Annotated in this window: 16 protein-coding genes; 7 read left to right on the top strand and 9 right to left on the bottom strand. The window is 61.1% G+C overall.

All coding sequences use genetic code 11. From position 1 onward, the window contains the following. Positions 1-105: 105 nt before the first annotated feature. The 4 genes from cobG to cobJ are packed head-to-tail and all read left to right on the top strand — an operon-like array spanning position 106 to position 4,457. Entirely contained in the window at positions 106-1,404 is a 1,299-nt protein-coding gene (gene cobG, locus MKZ87_RS24390) for a precorrin-3B synthase (protein WP_085703444.1), read from the top strand. Next, the gene (locus tag MKZ87_RS24385; protein ID WP_085703445.1) at positions 1,397-2,023 is read left to right on the top strand and encodes a precorrin-8X methylmutase; all 627 of its coding nucleotides are present in this window, start codon (positions 1,397-1,399) and stop codon (positions 2,021-2,023) included. The genes cobG and MKZ87_RS24385 overlap by 8 nt, the downstream gene beginning before the upstream one ends. Further along, positions 2,020-2,754: a precorrin-2 C(20)-methyltransferase gene (locus MKZ87_RS24380; RefSeq protein WP_139834853.1), complete on the top strand. Its 735-nt coding sequence runs from the start codon at positions 2,020-2,022 to the stop codon at positions 2,752-2,754. Before MKZ87_RS24385 ends, MKZ87_RS24380 begins: the two co-directional genes overlap by 4 nt. Beyond that, positions 2,754-4,457: a precorrin-3B C(17)-methyltransferase gene (gene cobJ, locus MKZ87_RS24375; RefSeq protein WP_085703447.1), complete on the top strand. Its 1,704-nt coding sequence runs from the start codon at positions 2,754-2,756 to the stop codon at positions 4,455-4,457. Before MKZ87_RS24380 ends, cobJ begins: the two co-directional genes overlap by 1 nt. 87 nt (positions 4,458-4,544) lie before the next feature. Here cobJ and MKZ87_RS24370 read toward each other — a convergent pair whose 3' ends face one another. Further along, complete coding sequence (locus MKZ87_RS24370) at positions 4,545-5,195, bottom strand: hypothetical protein (protein WP_085700992.1); 651 nt, start codon at positions 5,193-5,195, stop codon at positions 4,545-4,547. A 232-nt stretch (positions 5,196-5,427) separates the two neighbouring features. Here MKZ87_RS24370 and MKZ87_RS24365 point away from each other — a divergent pair, with 232 nt between their 5' ends. Both MKZ87_RS24365 and MKZ87_RS24360 read left to right on the top strand, forming a co-directional pair. After that, positions 5,428-6,246 carry a hypothetical protein gene (locus MKZ87_RS24365; protein ID WP_085703448.1) on the top strand — a complete coding sequence of 273 codons (819 nt, stop codon included), beginning with the start codon at positions 5,428-5,430 and terminating at the stop codon, positions 6,244-6,246. A gap of 57 nt (positions 6,247-6,303) precedes the next feature. Then, on the top strand, positions 6,304-6,966 hold the full coding sequence (locus tag MKZ87_RS24360) for a hypothetical protein (RefSeq protein ID WP_085703449.1): 663 nt from the start codon (positions 6,304-6,306) through the stop codon (positions 6,964-6,966). Between the two features lie 100 nt (positions 6,967-7,066). Here MKZ87_RS24360 and MKZ87_RS24355 read toward each other — a convergent pair whose 3' ends face one another. The 8 genes from MKZ87_RS24355 to prmA form a co-directional block, all read right to left on the bottom strand. Beyond that, positions 7,067-7,663: a MarC family protein gene (locus MKZ87_RS24355; protein WP_085700989.1), complete on the bottom strand. Its 597-nt coding sequence runs from the start codon at positions 7,661-7,663 to the stop codon at positions 7,067-7,069. 62 nt (positions 7,664-7,725) lie between these two features. Then, positions 7,726-10,503, bottom strand: coding sequence for a hybrid sensor histidine kinase/response regulator (locus tag MKZ87_RS24350; RefSeq protein ID WP_266202076.1), 2,778 nt, complete (start codon positions 10,501-10,503; stop codon positions 7,726-7,728). Positions 10,504-10,605: 102 nt separating this feature from the next. Continuing rightward, the gene (purD, locus tag MKZ87_RS24345; protein WP_085700987.1) at positions 10,606-11,898 is read right to left on the bottom strand and encodes a phosphoribosylamine--glycine ligase; all 1,293 of its coding nucleotides are present in this window, start codon (positions 11,896-11,898) and stop codon (positions 10,606-10,608) included. 155 nt (positions 11,899-12,053) lie between these two features. Further along, positions 12,054-13,661, bottom strand: a complete 1,608-nt coding sequence (gene purH, locus MKZ87_RS24340; protein ID WP_085703452.1) for a bifunctional phosphoribosylaminoimidazolecarboxamide formyltransferase/IMP cyclohydrolase — start codon at positions 13,659-13,661, stop codon at positions 12,054-12,056. Positions 13,662-13,743: 82 nt separating this feature from the next. After that, positions 13,744-14,064 (bottom strand): DNA-binding transcriptional regulator Fis, encoded by a 321-nt coding sequence (gene fis, locus MKZ87_RS24335; protein ID WP_002555375.1) that lies wholly within the window; start codon positions 14,062-14,064, stop codon positions 13,744-13,746. After that, positions 14,061-15,071 (bottom strand): tRNA dihydrouridine synthase DusB, encoded by a 1,011-nt coding sequence (gene dusB / locus MKZ87_RS24330; protein WP_085700985.1) that lies wholly within the window; start codon positions 15,069-15,071, stop codon positions 14,061-14,063. The genes fis and dusB overlap by 4 nt, the downstream gene beginning before the upstream one ends. 185 nt (positions 15,072-15,256) lie before the next feature. Beyond that, entirely contained in the window at positions 15,257-16,507 is a 1,251-nt protein-coding gene (locus MKZ87_RS24325) for a DUF3426 domain-containing protein (protein WP_085703453.1), read from the bottom strand. A gap of 30 nt (positions 16,508-16,537) precedes the next feature. Beyond that, a complete protein-coding gene (gene prmA, locus MKZ87_RS24320) occupies positions 16,538-17,416 on the bottom strand; it encodes a 50S ribosomal protein L11 methyltransferase (protein ID WP_085700983.1) in 879 nt (292 codons plus the stop codon). 194 nt (positions 17,417-17,610) lie between these two features. Between prmA and MKZ87_RS24315 the strand changes: the two genes are divergently transcribed. Further along, entirely contained in the window at positions 17,611-21,561 is a 3,951-nt protein-coding gene (locus tag MKZ87_RS24315; RefSeq protein WP_266202075.1) for a type III effector 1, read from the top strand. Positions 21,562-21,578: the final 17 nt, after the last annotated feature.

Genomic DNA, 21,578 nt, shown 5'->3' with positions numbered 1-21,578 from the left:
CGACGGGCAGACTTTTCATGCCGTCGGACAAAGCAGGCATAATACCGCGCCTTCGTCCGCGAAGCGCCTTTCCCACAGAGCTGCCAGCCCTTGAACGAACGCCCGATGTCCAACGCCATACGCCCCTCGGCTTGTCCGGGGTTGCTGCGTATCGTCCAGGCGCTGGATGGCGGGATCTGCCGGATCAAGCTCGATGGCGGGTCGATCACGGCCGATCAGGCCGATGCGGTGGCCAACACCGCCGAGCGATTTGCCGGCGGGGCTATCGAAGCGACCAACCGGGGCAATCTGCAGATTCGTGGCATCGGCGATCAGTCCGCCGCGCTGATCGACAGCCTGCTGGCCGCCGGTCTCGGGCCACGAACCGCGGCGGGCGACGATGTGCGCAACCTGATGCTCAGCCCGGCGGCCGGCATCGACCGGCAGATGCGCTTCGATACCCGTCCATTGGCCGGGCAGATCCTCGAGACTTTGCAAAGCCATCCGCGCTTCCATGAGCTGAGCGCCAAGTTCGCCTTGCAGCTGGACGGCGGTGAAGCGCTGGCGATGCTCGAACATCCCCATGACTTGTGGCTGTCGGCATTCAAAAGCGGTGAAGACACGCTGTTGGCGTTCGGTCTGGCGGGTTGTCCGACGGACCGGCCGCTGGCTGCCGTGGCGCTGGCGGATGGGCATGCGCTGGTGGTTGCGGTGCTGGAGCTGTTCCTCGATCTGGCCCGGCCGGAGCAGACGCGAATGCGTCATCTGCTGGATGAATGCGCGGCGCCGGTGTTCCTCGAAAAACTCGGTCAACGGATCAAACTGCAAGCCGCCACAGATTGGCAGCGCGAAGCCGGACCCGAAGGTTTGCACCTCGGCATTCATCCTCAACCCTCGGCCGGTCAGGTGTATGTCGGTGCTGCACCGGCACTCGGCCGGCTCGATCCGGACATGCTGCGTGGCGCTGCGCAACTGGCCAGAAACTTCGGCGATGGCAGCTTGCGTTTCACCCCTTGGCAGAGTCTGTTGCTGCCCGATGTGCGGGAAACCGATGCGGCTCAAGTGCTCGACAAATTGGCCAGGCTGAACCTGCTGACCCATGTCGAAGACCCGCTGTCGCACCTGATCGCCTGCACCGGCGCCAACGGCTGCGGCAAAGGCCTGGCCGACACCAAACACGATGCCCGCCTGCTGGCTGCGCTGTTGCCACACGCCGTGGATGTGCACCTGTCCGGCTGCCCGCGCTCCTGCGCTGCTGCACACCGTGCCCCGGTCACGCTGCTGGCGGTCGGCCCCGGTCACTACGATCTCTACTTTCGCGATGCAGCGCTGCCGGGTTTCGGCGCGCTGCACGCTCACAACCTTACTATCGAAGCGGCCGCGACCCTGCTCGCCGCCCGCTCACGGAGCCCCCTTGATGCTTGATTACATCCGCGACGGTCAGGAGATCTATCGCAATTCCTTCGCGATCATTCGCCGCGAGGCCAACCTCGCGCGCATCCCGGCCGACCTGGAAAAACTCGCGGTGCGGGTGATCCACGCCTGCGGCATGGTCGAGGCCATCGACGGGCTGCAATTTTCCGAAGGTGCCGGCAAGGCGGGGCGTGATGCGCTGGCCGCTGGCGCGCCGATCCTGTGCGATGCGCGGATGGTCTCCGAGGGCGTGACCCGTGCGCGCCTGCCGGCCAACAACGAAGTGATCTGCACCCTGCGCGACGACAGCGTGCCGGAGCTGGCGCGTGAGCTGGGCAATACTCGCTCCGCTGCCGCTCTGGAACTGTGGCGTCCGCATCTGGCGGGCAGCGTGGTGGTGATCGGCAACGCGCCGACTGCGCTGTTTTATCTGCTGGAAATGCTCGACGCCGGCGCGCCGAAACCGGCGCTGATCCTCGGCTTCCCGGTCGGCTTCGTCGGCGCTGCCGAATCCAAGGCCGAGCTGGCCGCCAACAGCCGTGGCGTGCCGTTCGTGATCATGCAGGGCCGCCTTGGCGGTAGCGCCATGGCCGCCGCTGCGGTCAATGCCCTCGCCACGGAGGTCGAATGATGCAGGCTCAAGGACGTTTGATTGGTCTGGGCGTCGGCCCCGGTGATCCTGAACTGATTACCGTCAAGGCCCTGCGCCTGCTGCGCGAATCGCCGGTGGTGGCGTACTTCGTGGCCAAGGGCAAGAAGGGCAACGCATTCGGCATTATCGAAGCGCACCTGCAGGACGCGCAGAACCTGCTGCCGCTGGTGTACCCGGTGACCACCGAAGTGCTGCCGGCGCCACTGTCCTACGAGCAGGTGATCAGTGATTTCTACGATGAAGCGGCAGAGGAAGTGGCCGCGCATCTGGATGCCGGTCGCGATGTGGCGGTGATCTGCGAAGGTGATCCGTTCTTCTACGGCTCCTACATGTACCTGCACGATCGTCTTGCCAGCCGTTACGAAGCCGAAGTGGTGCCGGGCGTCTGCTCGATGCTCGGCGGCGCATCGGTGCTGGGCGCGCCGCTGGTGTATCGCAATCAGAGTCTGTCGGTGCTGTCCGGCGTGCTGCCTCATGACGAGCTCAAGCGTCGCCTGGCCGATGCCGACGCGGCGGTGATCATGAAGCTGGGACGCAACTTTCCAAAAGTGCGTGAGGTGTTGGGCGAGTTGGGCCTGGCCGAGCGTGCGCTGTACGTCGAGCGCGCGACCATGGCCAACCAGAAGATCGTGCCGCTGGATGAGGTCGAGCCGATGTCGTCGCCGTACTTCTCGCTGATCATTGTTCCCGGCGAACGGTGGCAAGGCTGATGACCCATTCCACACCGGCCATCGTCATTCTCGGCCAGGGCGCGCTGGCCACGGCCCGTCGCCTGCAGCAGGTCTATCCGGCTGCACAGATTCATGGACTGAAAGGGCGCGTCGAAGGCGCCGACCTGACCTACAGCGAATTCGGTGCGACCCTGCGTGAGCTGTATCAACAGGACACGCCGATCATTGCCTTGTGCGCGGCCGGCATTGTCATCCGCACCCTGGCGCCGCTGTTGCTGGAGAAAGGCGTCGAGCCACCAGTGCTCGCCGTGGCTGAAGACGGCAGCGCCGTGGTGCCGTTGCTCGGCGGCCTCGGCGGGGTGAATGTCATGGCCCGCGAGATTGCAGCAGCGCTTGAAGTCGCTGCGGCGATCACCACCAGCGGCGAGTTGCGTTTCGGCACCTGTCTGCTCAACCCGCCGGGCGGTTACGCGCTTGGCGATCTGGAGCAGGGCAAGCGCTTTGTCTCCGACTTGCTCGCCGGCCACAGCGTGCGCATTGATGGCGAGGCGCCGTGGCTCGAGCAGGCGCAGCTGCCGGAGGATCCACACGCGCAGCGCTCGATTCATGTGGGCAGCGATGCCCGCGCGGCGAGCGCCAGTGAGTTGCTGATTTATCCGCGCAGCGTAGCGGTGGTGGTCGGTTCAGAAGTGACCGATCTGCCGCACGCAATTCGCGAGGCGTTGCAGCAGGCCGGTGTGGCGATTCAATCGCTGGCCTGTCTGGTGGCGGTTGAAGTTCAGATGGCCAGCCCGGTCTTGCGTGAGGCAGCGCTTGAACTGGCGGTGCCGTTGCGCTTTGTCGCGCCGGCCAGTGACATCGGTGAGCTGGCTCGCGACGCCGTCCCCGACGCTCGAATCATCACGACATCCCAAGACCTTGCCATCGCCGTGGCCGGACAGCCGCTGGACGTTTCGCGGATCGGGCGCCCGCGCGGTCGTCTGGCGGTCATCGGCCTCGGTCCGGGTGCGGCAGAGCTGATGGTGCCGGCGGTGAAAGCCGAACTGGCACGCGCCACCGATGTGCTCGGCTACGAAACCTACGTACGCATGGCCGGCCCGTTCCGCGATGATCAGGTGCAGCATTGCACCGATAACCGCGAAGAAATGCAGCGTGCCCGTCATGCCTTCAGGCTGGCCGCCGAGGGCCGTTCGGTGATTGTCGTTTCATCGGGTGATCCGGGCGTGTTCGCCATGGCGGCGGCGGTACTCGAAGCGTTGCACGAGTCGACGGATCCGGCATGGCACAGCGTCGACCTGGAGATCTTGCCGGGTGTTTCCGCGTCACTCGCCACCGCTGCTCAGGCTGGTGCACCGCTGGGTCACGATTTCTGCGTGATGTCGCTGTCGGACAACCTCAAGCCGTGGTCGATCATCGAGAAACGCCTGGATCTGGCGGCCGAAGCGGATCTGGCGCTGGCGTTCTACAACCCGATCTCCCGTGCCCGCCCTTGGCAACTGGGGCGAGCGCTGGAAATCGTCGCGCAACACCGCACGCCGAAAACGCCGGTGGTATTGGGGCGCGATATCGGCCGGCCAGGGCAGACACTGCGGGTGACAACATTGGGAGCGCTGACCCCGGATCAGGTGGACATGCGCACCATGGTGTTGATCGGCTCATCCACCACTTGCACCTTCCCGCGTGCCGACGGCCGGGAGTGGGTGTATACGCCGCGCTGGTACGGGGAAAAGCCGGCAGGCTGATGCCCCTGGCTTCCAGGGAACGCCAGGCAATAACCGACAAGGCCGCGAATTGAATATTCGCGGCCTTGTCGGTTATTGCCTGCAGGTTTATTGCTGCGATTTCCTCAATGCAAAACGGCTCGCGGTAATCTTTGAAAGTGCGGCTTCCATTTGCCTTCTTTGTGCGTTGAGTTCGCTTCGATTGAGTTTAAGAAACGCACTGCGCTGAATGAGCTTTGCAGAATTTTTGCTCCAGGACCAAAACAGGAAACTGTTCTGCTCGACGCTGGCAACCAGCTCAATATTGAAAATGGCCAGGTGCAGGTCGCCGTTTGAGTCATACCGAGTGGGTGCAACTTGAAAGCGCCGGCCTCTATGGCTCTCGTTATCGAGCGAAAGTAATGCGGGTTTGTCGGGTTTCAGGGCATCCAGAGTGTCCATCATCGCGCTGGCCTGACGGACATCATTCATTTTCTCTGCGCTGAGTACCAGAAAGTCGGCGATGCTTCCATCAAGCACTGTCGTTGTTCTGGTCGTGACAGTACCCTGATGAAGCTTCCAGCCCAGATACATTAACGTGCGTAAATATTCTTCCAGCCAGACTTCAGAATCGGAATAGCGGTTGTGGGCCATGTCGGCTGAACGGGTGGCGACGCGGGTACAGTCAGTCAGGTCGTTATAGTCTTGAAGCGACAAGTTGTCGATGCAGGAAATAATGTTGTGTTGAGTGAGTGCGCCAATTGGAGTCTCATTGTTCATCGTGTTCTCGGTTGTCAAATGGCATTTTCAATGTGCGGTGTATCTTGCAAGCTCCGGGCGGTGTTTGAAATGCAGTATTTGTAAGTATTTTGGTTTTTTTAGAGTGGCGCGTGAAAGTTAATATGTTGAATTAAGTTGAGGGTGTTCGTTTGGTTGTTCGTCAGTTAGTTTTGTTTGCGCTTGAACAGTGAGCGCAAAAAAAACACTACTGGTTTATGGAGTTGGAGTTGTGATGGAAAATACAAAAAACAGCGAACAATGTGTGTCGTTGGTAAAGGCACGTATCGCCAAGCGTCTGGAGTTGGGTGCTGAAGTCATGGGCACTGCTCGTGCCAGGGCCTTTTTCACGGTTGATCCGACCAGTCCGACCAAGGAACTTGATGCAGCTGTTCTGGCGAACGCGCTGGTGGGTTATGGCGAGAATATTACCCTTGAGAACATGGCAATTATCGAGAATCTGATCAAGTTCGCCAAACTCGAAGCGAGTTTCGAGGTGCCTGGGAATAATCCGGAACAGTGGTACCACGCATTCTTGCAGTGTATGGATGACCTGGGGTGTTTCGTTGCGGATTCCGGCTACACGGTTTATGAAAAGAACGCTGCGACACTGACGATGGATAACGTCGTAGTGGATATCGTTAAGTCCGGTATTGCGGCTGCGAAAGCTGCAATTCCAGGTGCTACAGCCCTTTCGGCAATCGTTGATACAACACTCGACTCCTTGAAGAAAGAGCCCGAGGCTATCAATCTTTATAATCGCGAAGTGACCAAAGACAAAGGCGTCAGAATGGCGGTCTTGCCGTGCGACCAACTGGCGAACGGTATTATTCTGACTTCCCTGTCGTCGATAGATAGCTCAGGAAGTGAAAGTGAAACTTCGCCGCTGTTTTTCAACTGGAAAACCTCTGGGCGGAGAATCTTTCGCGGCAGTGCCTATCTCACCTTCAATCCTCTGCGTTATTCGGAATTGAAGGCTGACCTGGAGGAGTACCTGGGCGAGCACTTCAAGGCGGCACTGAGCAAGCGTTTTGAACGACGCAAGAAAAAATAACCAATGGTTGCGAAGGCTGGCGAATGTGATCGCCAGCCTTGTTGCGGAGTTAAACAGATGACTTACTCGTTATATGTAAACGCGGGTGTCGTTCTGGCTGTATCGCAGGCGCTGTCCCCCGCCATTAAAAAAGATGTGCTGGATACGGTAGCTTTCGCCACGCTGGCGGCGGACGAGGATTTTCCGGGAGAGCTGAACGACGAACAATGGTTTGGTACCCACTCAGACATGCTGACTTCCTGTGGCTGGAGTCTGTTTGCTCATGAGATGGATCAGGTGCCATTGATCAAAGGGCAATTTCTTTCAGCAAGGGCCGCTATCGGGCATGTGGCTGAATTGCGATTGCCTGGTCACCAGGCTGCGGTGATCTCGGCTGCATTGGAGGCGCTGGCTTCAGTCACCAGAAGTGGTGAATTGCCCGAGCGATTTAGCCAGCATTGCCTGGTGAGTGACGCTCAGACGTCGTGGCTCAGGGCAATGGTCGGGATCGTTGAAGACGATGGGATTCTTAGCATCGTTTCCGTGTCGTTCAACACTTCGGAACAATCCGGAAAAGGGAAGGTGTCGCCGGATTCTGGTCGACGAGCTACTCGTCTTACTTATGCGGCGCGTTTCAATCAGGATCAGTTTGAAGCATTCCGGCAAGACACGATCGAATGGCTGGCCCAGGAGCCGCAACCCGCGTACATCGAAATCGGAGTGTTTTCGGGTCCAGTGTGAAAGCAGGTCAGGTGCGGACACGTAGTCGTGAACGGCAGGTTCACGACTTTTTCGTTTTATCCGAATGGTCTGGTTGTCTGGATTTTGCACGACGCCAGATTCAGGGCACCAGATAGCCCTTGATGCCGGTAAATATGATCTGGGCCGCCAAGGCACAGACAAACAACCCCATCAGTCGGCTGACAATCTGCAAACCCTGGTCTCCGAGGATCCGCTCGATGCGGTTCGACAGGTACAGCACTACGCCCACCGTGAAGCTGGCCAGCGCGATACTGAGGATCGCTGTGAGCTTGTCGTCCCAATGGGGCTGGCTCACGCCCATCACCAGGAGTGCACCGATGGTCCCGGGGCCAACCGTCAGGGGGATGGTCAGCGGGACTATGGTTACGTCCTGCTGCACGTTATCGGCTTGTACCGCAGACTTGCCCTGGGCCATCCCCAGCGCTGAGATGAACAGCACGCTGCCGGCACCGATACGGAATGCGTCCACGGTAATGCCGAATACGTCGAAAATCACTCGGCCGAACAGATAAAGCAGGACGCTGGATACCAGTGTGGCAATCGCCACTTTCCACGCCAGGCGACGTTGTTCCTTGCGCGAATAACCGCGGGTCAGGCTGATAAAGCAGGACAACACGAAGAACGGGCTGTAGAGCACCAGCATCTTCAGGTAAACGCTGAATAACACGTGGAGCATGGCGCGGGCTCGCTGGCGGGAAAGTCGTGGGCAGTCTATCAGGCGCTATCGGGTCTGTCGGCTTACGACGGTTGAGTTGTTGCGCGGTTCTGTTGATCACGCTGGGCCACCCAGTGCTCGATCAGCTCGCGCAGTTGCGACAGCTCCACCGGTTTGGCCATGTGCCCGTCCATCCCGGCCTGACGCGCACGTTCCTTGTGTTCGGCGAGGATGTGCGCGGTCAGCGCGACGATCGGCGTACGGGTGCGCTGATTGCCGACTTCCCAGGCCCGCAGTTGCTGGGTGGCGGAGAATCCGTCGAGGATCGGCATTTCGCAGTCCATCAATACCAGGTCGTAGCGCTGGGCTTTCATCGCCTGCAAGGCCTCTTCGCCATTGCTGGCGGTGTCGGGCTGCAGGTTGAGTTTGCCGAGCATGCCGCGGATGACCTTGGTCGAAATCGTGTTGTCTTCGGCCACCAGAATGCGGAAATCGCTTGGCACCTTGACCGGCGCTGCGGGACTGGCCGGCTGCGGCTGAAACACAACCTGGCCACGGTTGCGCTGGTTCAGTTCGTCGGCCAGCGTGGTCTTGAGGGTGTAGCCGGCCACCGGTTTGGCCAGGATGCGCTTGATCCCCGAGTTGCGTGCGATGATCTTGCTCGGCGCATTGCTGATGCCGGTGAGCATGATCAGCAGGATGTCGTGGTTCAGGCTCGGGTCTTCCTTGATCTTGGCCGCCAGTTGCATACCGGTCATGCCGGGCATGTTCTGGTCCAGCAGGACCACGTCGAAGTAATCACGAAGGTGCGCCTTGGTGCGCAGCAAGGCCAATGCTTCCTTGCCCGACGGCACGGCGCTGACGTTCAGGCCCCAGGCGCTGCATTGCTGCACCAGCACCTTGCGGCAGGTGTCGTTGTCGTCGACCACCAGCACGCGCGCGCCTTGCAGCGGGCTGTCGAGGTCCGAGGTCGGGTGCTCCAGGCGATCAGGGTCCAGCGGCAGGGTCAGCCACAGCGTACTGCCCTGGTTGGCGCCGCTCTTGATGCCGAATTCGCCCTGCATCAAACGGATCAATTGGCGGGCGATCACCAGCCCAAGATTGCCGCCCAGGCGGTTGGCCGACAGGAAGTGCTTGCTGTGCAGCTCGGCATGCATCAGTGCGTCGCGCTCTTCCTGATCCATGGGCTGGCCGCTGTCCTGAACGGCAATGCGCAGACGTGGCCCGGTGCTGCGTTCGTCGAGGGCGACCACCACCAGCACTTCGCCTTCTTCGGTTTTCTTCAGGGCGTTTTCCAGCAGGCTCAGCAACGTCTGGCGCAGACGCGTCGGATCGCCGCTGATGACCCGTGGCACTTGCGGCTGGATGAAGCTGATGAGTTCGACGTTCTGTTGCTCGGCCTTGGCGCGGTAGATGCTCAGGCAATCGTCGATCAGCGCGTTGAGGTCGAACTGCACGTCGTCCAGTTCGATCTGCCCGGACTCGAGCCGCGAGATGTCGAGGATCTCGTTGATCAGGGTCAGCAGTTCGTTGCCGGCGCTGTGGATGGTCTGCACGTAGTCGCGTTGTTTGACCGACAGCGGCGTGCCGAGCAGCAGCTCGGTCATGCCCAGTACGCCATTCATCGGCGTGCGGATTTCGTGGCTGATCTTGGCCAGGAATTCGGCCTTGGCATTGATCTCGGCGTTGCTCGCGGCGAGGTCGCGGCTGATGCTGAAGCGGCTTTCGGTGATGCTGCGCTGACGTTCGCCGAGAGCGATGCTCATCAACAGGCCACTGATACAGATAAACCCCGTCAGGACCATGATCAAGCCCTGCGGCGCCACCAGGGTCAGCCCCAGCAAGGCCGGAAGGATGATCAACGTGCCGATGTTGAACACCACCATCGCGGCAACGAACAACCGGGCAGGGCGGTAGCCTTTCTGCCAGTGATAGAAACCCACCAGCAACATGCTCAGCCCGGCCAGGGCCACCAGCGCGTAGGTGATGATGTTCAGCGGCAGGGTGTTGACGAACAACAGCAGCAGGCTGCAGATCACGATGAACAGGATGTCGCCGATCAGCAGCTTGTTCAGCGGATGCGGGCCGAGTGGAGCGAAGAAACGGTAGGCGAACATCAGGCCCGCGGGTGCGGTCAGCAGCAAGGCCAGGTAGGCACCGGGAGTCTGGATCGCGTGCCAGTTCGGCAGCCACGGACCGAGGAGGTTGAGCAACAGCAACAGGCTCAGGCTCAACAGGCCCTCACACACTGCGAGCCACAGGCTGCTGCGCGAGCGGGTGTAGGCGTAGCGGATCAGGTTGTGCAGGATCAGCATCGCCAGACAGCCGAAGAGCAGGCCGTAGATCAGCGTCTGATTGTGATTGGCCGCGGCCATCACCGCCGACTGCAGGGTGATGTACGGGCGCAACTGGTGATCGGAAACCAGTCGCAGGTAAACGTCGAGGGGTTTGTCGCTCTGCGGCAACGGCAGCATGAAGTCGCTGCTCGGCAGCGGTCGCTCCACCTGGGGCTGGGTGGTGCCGGTGTCGCGCTGTTCGATCAGGCGGTCGCCGTCGAGGACATACAGATTGAGGTGCGACAGGTCGGGGGCGAAAATCCGCAGCACTTGTTCGTGCTTGCCGGGCGCCAGTCTGAAGCGCAGCCACAAGGCTCCATCGGGTTCGGCCGCGGTCAGGCGGTCAAGCTCGATAGGACTGAATTGATTGGTGTAGCGGGCGGAGCGGATATCGCTCAGTTGGAGGTTGCCCTGATCGTCAAGCAATACCGACCAGCCACTGCCTTGCGCGGCCTGGGCCGGCAGCATGCAGAGCATGGTCAACAGCGTGACAGTGAAGCCTATGGCAATCCTGAGCCAGCGCACGGCGAAATCCCTTCGTAGGTTGATGCCAGAATATAACGATGCGCAGCGTCGGAACAGTCCGGCAGGGGCGTTGAGCCCCTGCCGGAAACACAGCGTAGCTTATTACCGGGATTCGCCGCGTTCACGGGCAATGGCGCGGTAGCCAATGTCGGTGCGGTAGAAGCAGCCTTCCCAGTCGATGGCCTTGGCCAGTTTGTAGGCCTGCTCCTGGGCGGCACCGACGCTGGCGCCCATGGCGGTGGCGCACAGCACCCGCCCACCGGCCGTCACCACGTTGCCGTCCTTGAGCGCGGTACCGGCGTGGAAGACCTTGCCTTCCAGTGCGGCGGCTGCGTCCAGACCGTTGATCGGTGCGCCCTTGGCGTAGTCGCCCGGGTAACCGCCGGCGGCCAGCACGATGCCGACGCTCGGACGTGGATCCCACTGCGCTTCAACCTTGTCCAGCGCCTGAGCCAGTGCCGCTTCGACCAGCAGCACCAGGCTCGATTGCAGACGCAGCATCACCGGTTGGGTTTCCGGGTCGCCGAAGCGGCAGTTGAACTCGATGACCTTCGGATTGCCGGCCTTGTCGATCATCAGACCGGCGTACAGGAAACCGGTGTAGACGTTGCCTTCGTCGGCCATGCCGCGCACGGTTGGCCAGATCACCTGGTCCATCACGCGCTGATGCACGTCGGCGGTAACCACCGGAGCAGGGGAGTAGGCACCCATGCCGCCGGTGTTCGGGCCGCTGTCGCCGTCGCCGACGCGTTTGTGGTCCTGGCTGGTGGCCATCGGCAGGACGTTCTTGCCGTCGACCATGACGATGAAGCTGGCTTCTTCGCCGTCGAGGAATTCTTCGATGACGACACGCGAGCCGGCATCGCCAAAGGAGTTGCCGGCGAGCATGTCACGCACGGCGTCTTCGGCTTCGGCCAGGGTCATGGCAACGATCACGCCTTTACCGGCGGCCAGGCCGTCGGCCTTGATCACGATCGGTGCGCCTTTTTCACGCAGATAAGCCAGCGCCGGCTCGATCTCGGTGAAGTTCTGGTAGTCGGCGGTCGGGATTTTGTGGCGCGCGAGGAAGTCCTTGGTGAAGGCTTTGGAGCCTTCCAGCTGCGCGGCACCGGCGGTCGGACCGAAGCAGTCCAGGCCACGAGAGCGGAACAGGTCGACGACGCCGGCCACCAGCGGCACTTCCGGACCGACGATGGTCAGGGAAACGTTTTTCTCGGCAAAGTCAGCAAGCTGCTCAAGGGCCAGCACATCGATCGCGACGTTTTCGCACTTGGCTTCAATCGCGGTGCCGGCGTTGCCCGGCGCGACGAAAACTTTCTGCACTCGCGGATCCTGAGCCACTTTCCAGGCCAGTGCGTGTTCGCGGCCACCGCTGCCAATGATCAAAACATTCATTTCAAAAACCTCGGATGACGCTAATTCTGTTGAGCGCCGCTGGGGCGCTTTTCTGTGGGAGCGAGCTTGCTCGCGAAAGCGGATTTTCAGTCACATCTGAATTGAATGTGCCGCCGTCTTCGCGAGCAAGCTCGCTCCCACAGTGGATCGTGTACTTAGTGGCGGAAGTGGCGCATGCCCGTGAACACCATCGCGATGCCGGCTTCATCAGCAGCGGCAATCACTTCAGCATCACGCATCGAACCACCCGGCTGGATCACCGCCGTGATACCGACCTTGGCCGCATTGTCCAGGCCGTCGCGGAACGGGAAGAACGCATCGGATGCCATCACCGAACCGGCCACTTGCAGACCGGCGTGCTCAGCCTTGATCGCAGCGATACGTGCCGAGTTCACGCGGCTCATCTGGCCAGCGCCGACCCCGATGGTCTGACGGTTCTTGGCGTAGACGATGGCGTTGGATTTGACGAACTTGGCCACTTTCCAGGCGAAGATCAGGTCGTTGATTTCCTGCTCGGTCGGGGCGCGCTTGGTCACCACTTTCAGGTCGTCGGCGCCGATCATGCCGATGTCGCGGCTCTGTACCAGCAGGCCGCCGTTGACGCGCTTGTAGTCCCAGGCCGGAACGCGATCGGCCGACCACTGGCCGCAGGCCAGCAGACGCACGTTGGCCTTGGCGGCGACGATGGCGCGGGCTTCTTCGCTGACGCTCGGGGCGATGATCACTTCAACGAACTGACGCTCGACGATTGCCTTGGCGGTCTCGGCATCCAGTTCGCGGTTGAAGGCGATGATGCCGCCGAACGCCGATTCGGTGTCAGTGGCGTAGGCCAGTTCGTAGGCCTGACGGATACCGCCTTCGGCGTCCGGGCTCACGGCCACGCCGCACGGGTTGGCGTGCTTGACGATCACGCAGGCCGGTTTGACGAAGCTCTTCACGCATTCCAGCGCGGCATCGGTGTCGGCCACGTTGTTGTACGACAGTTCTTTGCCTTGCAGTTGGGTGGCGGTGGCAATGCCGACTTCGGCAGGCTTGGCTTCAACATAGAACGCCGCGCTCTGGTGCGGGTTCTCGCCGTAGCGCATTTCCTGGGCCTTGATGAACTGGCTGTTGAAGGTGCGCGGGAATTCGCTGCGGTCTTCGGTGCTCAGGGTGTCGGCAGCCTGGTTCACGGTGCCCATGTAGTTAGCGATCATGCCGTCGTAGGCGGCGGTGTGTTCGAACGCCTTGAGCATCAGGTCAAAACGCTGAGCGTAGGTCAGGCCACCGGCCTTGAGGTTTTCCAGAACGTTGGCGTAGTCGCTGGCATTCACCACGATGGCCACGTCTTTATGGTTTTTCGCCGCCGAACGGACCATGGTCGGGCCGCCAATGTCGATGTTCTCGATGGCGGTCGGCAGGTCGCAGCCTGGCTTGCTGATGGTGGCTTCGAACGGGTACAGGTTGACGGCTACCAGGTCGATCGGCTTGATGCCGTGCTCGTTCATGATCGCGTCGTCGATACCGCGACGACCGAGGATCCCGCCGTGGATTTTCGGGTGCAGGGTTTTCACCCGACCGTCCATCATCTCTGCGAAACCGGTGTAATCCGCGACTTCCACTGCGGCCACGCCGTTGTCCTGCAGCAGTTTGAAGGTCCCGCCGGTGGAAAGGATTTCCACGCCCAGGGCTTCCAGCTCCCTGGCGAATTCGAGGATCCCGGTCTTGTCGGAAACACTGATCAAGGCGCGGCGGATCGGCAGGCGGGTAGTCTGGTCGGTCATCTCAATTTCCATCAAAAGCAAGGGAAGTCAGCAAAAAAGGCGACCGGTTTTACGCGGGCGCCTTTCAGGTTTGATTGAATGCTTACAGCAGATCGTACTGCTTGAGTTTCTTGCGCAGCGTGCCGCGGTTCAGTCCGAGCAGCTCGCTGGCCTTGGTCTGGTTGCCCTTGACGTAGTTCATCACGCTTTCGAGCAGGGGAGCCTCGACTTCGGAGAGCACCAGGTTGTACACATCCGTGACGGACGCGCCCTCAAGGTGGGCGAAATAATTGTGCAGCGCCTTCTCGACACTCCCGCGAAGGGTCTGGCCTTCTTCGCTCGGGGTATTGAGGTGCTGTTTCAAATTCACGTTGTCGCTCACGGGTGTTGTTCCACTCACTAAAGTCTCGGTCATCATCGTCATGCGGCCACCCCTTCTCCGTCCCCTGCCAGGCTCTTGTAACGTTCGGCGAAGAACTCCCGAACGTTGGCGCATTGTGTTTCCGTACCATCCAAACGATTGAAGTGGGCGCGAAATTCCCTGGCGCCCGGCAAGGTTGCGAGATACCAGCCCACATGCTTGCGGGCAATTCGCACACCCATCACGTCCCCATAGAAGGCGTGAAGGGCGGCCAGATGCTCAAGCAGAATGCGTTCCACCTCGATCAGCTCCGGCGCCGGCAGTTTTTCGCCGGTACGCAGGAAGTGTTCGATCTCGCGAAAAATCCATGGCCGCCCCTGGGCAGCCCGGCCGATCAACAGGCCATCGGCACCGGTCGCGTCGAGCACGTAGCGGGCCTTTTCCGGCGATACGATGTCGCCGTTGGCAAAGACCGGAATCGACACCGCCTGCTTGATCGCGGCAATGGTGTCGTACTCGGCTTCACCGGTGTACAGGTCGGCGCGGGTGCGGCCATGCACCGCCAGTGCCGTGATCCCGGCCTGCTCGGCGATCTTCGCCACGGTCAGGCCGTTCTTGTTGTCGCGATCCCATCCGGTGCGGATCTTCAGGGTCACCGGTACATCAACTGCTGCCACAACGGCATGCAGGATTTCGGTAACCAGTGCCTCATCCTTCAACAGCGCGGAGCCGGCGGCCTTGTTGCAGACCTTCTTCGCCGGGCAACCCATGTTGATATCAATAATCTGTGCGCCCAGCTCGACGTTGGCCCGGGCCGCATCCGCCAGCATCTGCGCATCGCCACCGGCGATCTGCACCGAGCGTGGCTCGGGATCACCTTCGTGGATCATGCGCATGCGCGACTTGCGGGTGTTCCACAGGCTCATGTCACTGGTGACCATTTCCGAGACTACAAGCCCTGCGCCCAAACGCTTGCACAGCTGACGAAAGGGCTGGTCGGTGACACCCGCCATCGGGGCGAGGATCAAGCCGTTCTGCAATGTATATGGGCCGATGCGTACCGCCGACATAGGACTTCCCTGAAGTGGGGCCGGATCATGAGAGTTCGAAAAAGGGTTGGCATGATACCCGCTCTCGATGACTGGATAAAGGCTGAATTGAACAAAATCTGAACAGTTATTCTGTTATTACCGCCGGTTTGGTCGTGCGCGGCGCAGTCAGAAAACTGCCGTCAATCCGGGAACGGTGAAGCGTTTCACTCGGGTGAGTGGAAACTCAGGCTGTAGTTCACCGCTTTCGGGCCTGGATCGAGGATGTCCAGAGCGATGTGGATCGGCGTCTGCGGCGGCATTTCCGCCATGCCTTCAAGGTCGCCGTTGAGGTATTCGCCGGGTTTGAAGCGACGACTGGCGATCAGGTGCCCGTTGAGGTCGGCGAAGCGCAACTCCAGCAGCGGAAACGGCTGCGAGAACGGGGCGCGGTTGTAAATGATCGCGTCCACCACCAGCGCACCGCTGAATTCCGGGTGGCTGCGCACCACCAGGTTGCTGCTCTTGATCTTGGCGATGTCCACCTTGGACGGCACCGTGCAGCCAATTTGCGGGCATATTTGCTGGAACCAAGGCCGGTACTGATCCTGGCGGGCCAGTTCATCGAAGTGATAGGCGATGTACTGTCCGCCCAGCCCGGCGGCGGCCAGCACGATCAGCAGCAGCCAGAGCAGGCGACGGCCCCAGGGCGAGCGGCGTTTCTGCCAGTCCAGTTGCAGCGGGTCGTCGGTCAGATCCTGCAAGGCTTCGGCGCGAACACTGGATTCGACGCGTTCGCGTTTTTTGCGCGCAGGTTCGATCAGTGCCAGTTCGTCGTCGATGTCGTCGCTGGCCGACAGGCGCTCGCGGCGGGCATTCGGGTCGATCGGGTCGTGCAGGCGCAGTTGCGGAATCGGCGGTTCGTCATCGAGATCCACCGGCTCCAGCGACAGCGAAGGCTCGGTGCGCTCCGGTCTGACCGGCTCGGCCTCGACGGCTTCGGGTGCCTCTTCGACTTCTGCTGCGCGCTCATCCGCCGGTTCGCTGAACAGGCTGTCCGGCCATGTCGTATCTTCCGGTTCGTGGCTGTCGCGGCGGGCACTCAGGGCGTCTTCACGCGGGCGGCCGAACTCGGTGGTCGGCTGGATTTCCCGCTGTTCAAGGCGAGCCAGTTCTTCGTCCAGATCCAGGCTGTCCAGATCCAGCTCGGCGGCACTCCATTGCTTCTGGCTGATGGCGCGCGGTTCGGGTGTTTCGACGATGGCCGGTGGCTCGACAGGCGCCGGCTCGCTGATTACCGGCGCCACTGGCGTGACCGCTTCCTTGCCTGCATGTTGCTCCAGCAATTGCTTGGCGGCATTGAACACTTGCAGGCAGGAGCCGCAGCGAACCACCCCGCGGGCCACGCTCAACTGAGCATGGCTGACGCGGAAACTGGTTTGGCAATGCGGGCACTGGGTGACGAAGCTGTCGGTCATGCGGCGGTCCGGATTGAGCAGGCGGTCATTCTAGCGCCGACGGCCGGTGATGCGCACCCAGCCATCACGATTGGCGATCGGGTCGAGATCGAAGTCTTGCGCGTAGGCAGCGGCGACTTCGTCACCTTGTTCGGCGAGGATCCCGGACAGTGCCAGGCGCCCGCCGGATTTGACCAGGCCGGACAGTTGCGGTGCCAGGGAAACCAGCGGACCGGCGAGAATGTTGGCCACCAGTACGTCGGCTTTGACCTGCGGCAGGTCTTCCGGCAGGTACAGCGCAAACAGTTCGTCAGCGATGTTGTTGCGCCCGGCGTTGTCGCGGGACGCTTCCAGCGCCTGCACGTCGATGTCGGTGCCCACGGCTTCTTTGGCGCCGAGCAGCAGGGCGGCAATCGCCAGAATCCCCGAGCCGCAGCCGAAATCCAGCACGTTGCAGTCTTTCAGGTCCTGGCCGTCCAGCCATTCCAGGCACAGAGCGGTGGTCGGGTGAGTACCGGTACCGAACGCCAGGCCCGGATCCAGCAGCAGGTTGACCGCGTCCGGCTCCGGTGCGGCGTGCCAGCTCGGCACGATCCACAGGCGCTGACCGAAACGCATTGGCTGAAAACCATCCATCCAGCTGCGTTCCCAGTCCTGGTCTTCGATCACTTCGCTGTGATGCTCGGGCAGCGGGCTGCCGGTCAGCAGTTCCAGATGGGCCAGCACCGGTTCCGGTTCGGTACCGCCTTCGAACAGCGCCAGCAAATGGGTGTGCGACCACAGCGGCGTGGTGTTGAGTTCCGGTTCGAAGATCGGCTGATCTTCGGCGTCCATGAAGGTCACCGACACGGCGCCGACTTCGAGGAATGCGTCCTCGTAGGTTTCGGCTTGTTCCGGGGTGATGGCGAGACGGACTTGCAGCCAAGGCATGGCGGGCACCTTTGAAAATCTGTGGGGCAGCCCGAAGCTGCAAAAGCGCGCAGTTTACGCCAGGTCGCCGGCAAAGTGGACACACCGCTTGGCTGTTACACATTCGCGGCCGCGATATACCTATGTATGGCCTGAGCACTGTTGTCGGCAAATAGAGTCAGGGCTCATCTCTATGCAACAAAAGGCTGGGCGACATGGCGGATCAACAAGGGATTGTAGAAGAACTACCGGTAGCCGCTGCGTCTGCGGGGTCGGTGCAGGAGATCCTGCTGCGTATTACGCGCTGGCAGGTGATGATCGACAAGCGCTTGAACAGCCAGATGACGTTGCTCGAGGCACTGGAGCATTTCGCATTGACTGAACTGCGCAGGCATTACCCGGACGGCCATTTCGCCCCGGGTTTTGTGGTTGCCCTGCTTGACGCCATTCTGCAGAAGCTTATCGACGGCCGGCCAGTCATGTTCCTGGCGCTCCAGGACGCGCCATTTCGCTGGCCGGGGGGCGCCGACCCCGGTTTGCCGTCCAGCCGTCATGAGCATGTTATCCGGACGGTGGATAGCGTTTCGCTGCATTTCCTCGACCAGTACAAAAAATACCTGCGAGAACATTGGGCGACAAAAGGGCAGGAAGCGCTGTTTGATCGTCTGGTCAAACGCAAGCTGCGGCGCTATATCAAGGACATCGAGTTGCTGTTGCACCGTGATCGACTGGCGGGCCTGACACTGGATCGATTGCGCAGCAAAATCGACCGGGTTCAGGCCCGGAGCACGCGTCGGTACCGGTTGACCGCCCTGGCAACCGGTGCAGAGAAAAAGATTCTCGAGGCGCATTCCTTCGCGCAACTGCCGTCATGGATGAAGGCGCTGAAGGAGCCGGAACGCGCCCTGTTGCGCGATTATCAGGAGCAGACTTCACTGGCCCAGGCAGCACTCGATGACCTGCTGCTGGGCTACGGCTCGTTGCGCGACTTTGCCCGCCAGCAGGCCATCGAATACATTCAGCTCAAGCTCGACATGACGGTTGAACCAGACCGGATCGACGTGCGGCTCAAATGGCGCTCGGCGGTCGGTGAGCCGACCCACAATCGCAGCCTCAGTGATCTGCTGGCCTGCGGGCCGATCGGGCAGGACTTCGCAGCGGTACTGGAGATCAGCAGTCCTGCGCCATTGCGCAATCAGTCACTGAAGCCGACATTCGTTGCCGATATGCTGGCGATGCAGGATTACCCGGCAGACTACCTGCGAGTTCTCGCCGTGCAATATGAGCGCACAGAAGTACTAAAGGCGCTCATCGATTGGTTCGCCGCACGGCTTCGGCAGAGCGCATTCGTCGCGCGCTGCGCAGCTCATCTGTCGGATTCCGACCATGAGCGTCTGGAGCAGATGTGGTCTGGACACGCTATCAACAAACCGTTGCAAGTGGCCGCACTGACACTGCCCAACGGCATGCAGTGCGCCGATCTTCTGGTGTTCTACCAGGCAGAAACCGAGCAAGTGGTGAATCATCTGGTGCTGTACGCGCCCAACAAACCGGACGGTCAGGAGTGGGTGCGGTTGCCGTCGATTGCGGCGTTGACCGGCGAAGTGTGGAGCTGGACGCAGAGCGAATCCGGTCGTGAGTATCTGTTGCAGCAACTTTCGCCGACGGCACATCACGCTGCACGGGATTATCTTTTGGCCGCGGCGGCCAGCCCCGCGCTCTGGGGCATGCAGAGTGACCTTCGACGAGCGCCTCTGTCGTTTGCCGAATGCGTCGAAGCCGCTGCAAAAATGGGTCTGGCAAACAACCTGCAGCGGGTCGAGCAGGACAACTCGCTGCGCTGGTACACGACGCTGGGGCTCGAGGCCCGCCGGCACATCAGCAGTCTGAATCAGGAACTGATCGTTCATCAGCAGGTTTTCAACGAGCTGCTCGGCGGTTTCGAGGTTTTTGTTGATTTCGCCAAGCGCACGGTTGCCGCAGCGATCACGCCCTACATGCGCAGCAAGAACGTGCTGGAACCGGTCGATCCGGCCACCGTGTTGATCGATTACAACCCTGGCGTCGCCGACCGCAGGAAGCAGCAGGTGTCAACGCTGCTCGACCTGGCCATTCACGGCTACGATGACAACTCCGGCATCGAACATCCGAAAAAAGGCGTGCGATCGTCGGTTGGCCAGGATCTGAGCCTGGTGCGCAGCGCCGATCTGGCGCTGTTTCTGCGTCGGGCGGGGCTGGGTGAAAAATACGCCAGCGAGATCCGTGGCAAATATCTCGACCCGCGTGATGCAGCCTACGAACCGCGTCGCTTTGCCTATCGCAACGTACTGCTGTCAAAGATGGACCGTGATTTACGCGTGGCCAGAAGTCAGGCGCGATTGAGCGACGCGGTGTATTCGGCACTGGTCCGTCAGGTCTCTCTGTTGAGCCAGGTGCCAGCACCGGGTGCGCATTTTCCCGGCGCGAGCATGGTCGAAAGTGACGGCGTGTTCAGGTTCACCGTGCGCCACCACGTCGTGCTCGGGGTTTATGTTCTGACCTCGTTCGACCCCGAGCCGTCCTGGTGGCTGTACACGCCTGACGCGCCCGACGGCGTTGTGGTGCGTGCATATCAATCACTGTTCGGCGATATCGCAGGCGCTTTGCATGACTACTTGATGGCGCGTACGCCGGTTGCCGCGCGCAGCATCGTGTCGCGCACCCTGTATGCGATTGCGGCAAAAAAACAACGGGTCGATACGCTGTACGAAGCGCAGCGCCTGATTGACGCGCGCAGCGAGTTCAATGCGTACATCGAGCGCGCGGTTACGGATGTGCAGGACATCACCACCAGCCGCGCGCAAATGATCGAACGCCAAGTGGTCAAGGGGCTGATGTTTGCAGCCGCACCGTTTTGCATGGTGTTCCCTCCGTTTGCCTTGCTGCTTGATGTAGTGTTCATTGCCGTCAGCGCCGGTCGGGCGGTCGCTGCGCATCTGGAGGGTGACGTCGATGGCGCTCTCGGCCACTGGCTGGAGGCGTCGTGGGGAGCATTGTTCGCTATGGTCGGCGCTGGCAGTGCGATCAAGTGGCTGGGCAGCGCGGCCAGAAGTCTGAAGAGCACGATGAGGCCGGTCTCGTTGTTGTCAGAGCGTCTGAATACCGTGGCTCCGCTGCGCAGGGAAGCGCTGCCGGCGACCCGGGAAGTACGCTTCCATGCCAGGCAGGCCGTCAGCAAGAAGCCCGAGGGTTTGCAAAGGGTGAGCGAAGAAGGCGTCTTTTTCGGCACCTGGCGCAGCCCGCCCAGCGCTGCACAGCCGCACCCGGCCTATTACATTCGCAACAAAGGCAAGTATTTTCTGGTCAGGGAAAATCCGCATTTCGGTGGGCTGAGCCTGGTCGATGCCCGTCGCCCGAACGCGATCTATCAGCAACCGATACGTCTTGCTGCGGGCGGCAAGTGGGTACGCGCCAAGGTCGGACTCGCAGGTGGCAACGTGCGCGACCTTGGGCGCGTGAACAATTTGAATGATGCTTTTCCTGGAGGTGTCGAGCCGGTGCTGAACCGCGGCGCGCTGCAGGGCGAGGCCGTGGTGGCGGCTTTCCATCCCGGATCGCAAGATAACTACCTGTTTTCCCTGAATGCGCAGAGTTACGTCATCGCCTCGCTGTATAACCCGACGACAAGAGCGGGGGCGGTCATTCATTTTGATCACAATATTCGTCCGTTGATCGAGCGAAGTGTCACGCAGGTGCTGGAGCGTCTGGGGGGAACACCGCAGAACATTCGCGCCACGCTGGTGGGGGGCGACTGGCTGTCGGCGGGCGCTGACATCGGCGGTCCGGTCAGGCGCGTGTTGCGCGAACAGGGCCTGCAGCCGACCTGGGATTACTGGTCATACTCGTCGTGCCTGGGCAACAGCTATGGCGTGGTGCTGAATCTGAACAATGGAGTCTCGAGAGTGTTCAAGCATTCCTCTGGTCAGATTGGCGGGCTGTACAACCCGCTTATCGCCAGATCGACCTATGCCACGGACGGCCTCTCGATACGCGCCCGAAACTTTACGAGGCGGTTCAAGCGCAGACCGTTACATGAAAACGCAGCAGGAGTGGTGGTCGATGATGCTGGCCAGCGGGCGTCTGACACAATGGTCGAGCAGCACGCGTTCTCCACGGTAATGGTCTGATGGCTTTGTTGCAGGTA

Source organism: Pseudomonas sp. MCal1 (assembly GCF_026341415.1).
Taxonomy (GTDB): Bacteria; Pseudomonadota; Gammaproteobacteria; order Pseudomonadales; family Pseudomonadaceae; genus Aquipseudomonas.
This window is presented reverse-complemented; position numbering and strand designations above follow the sequence as displayed.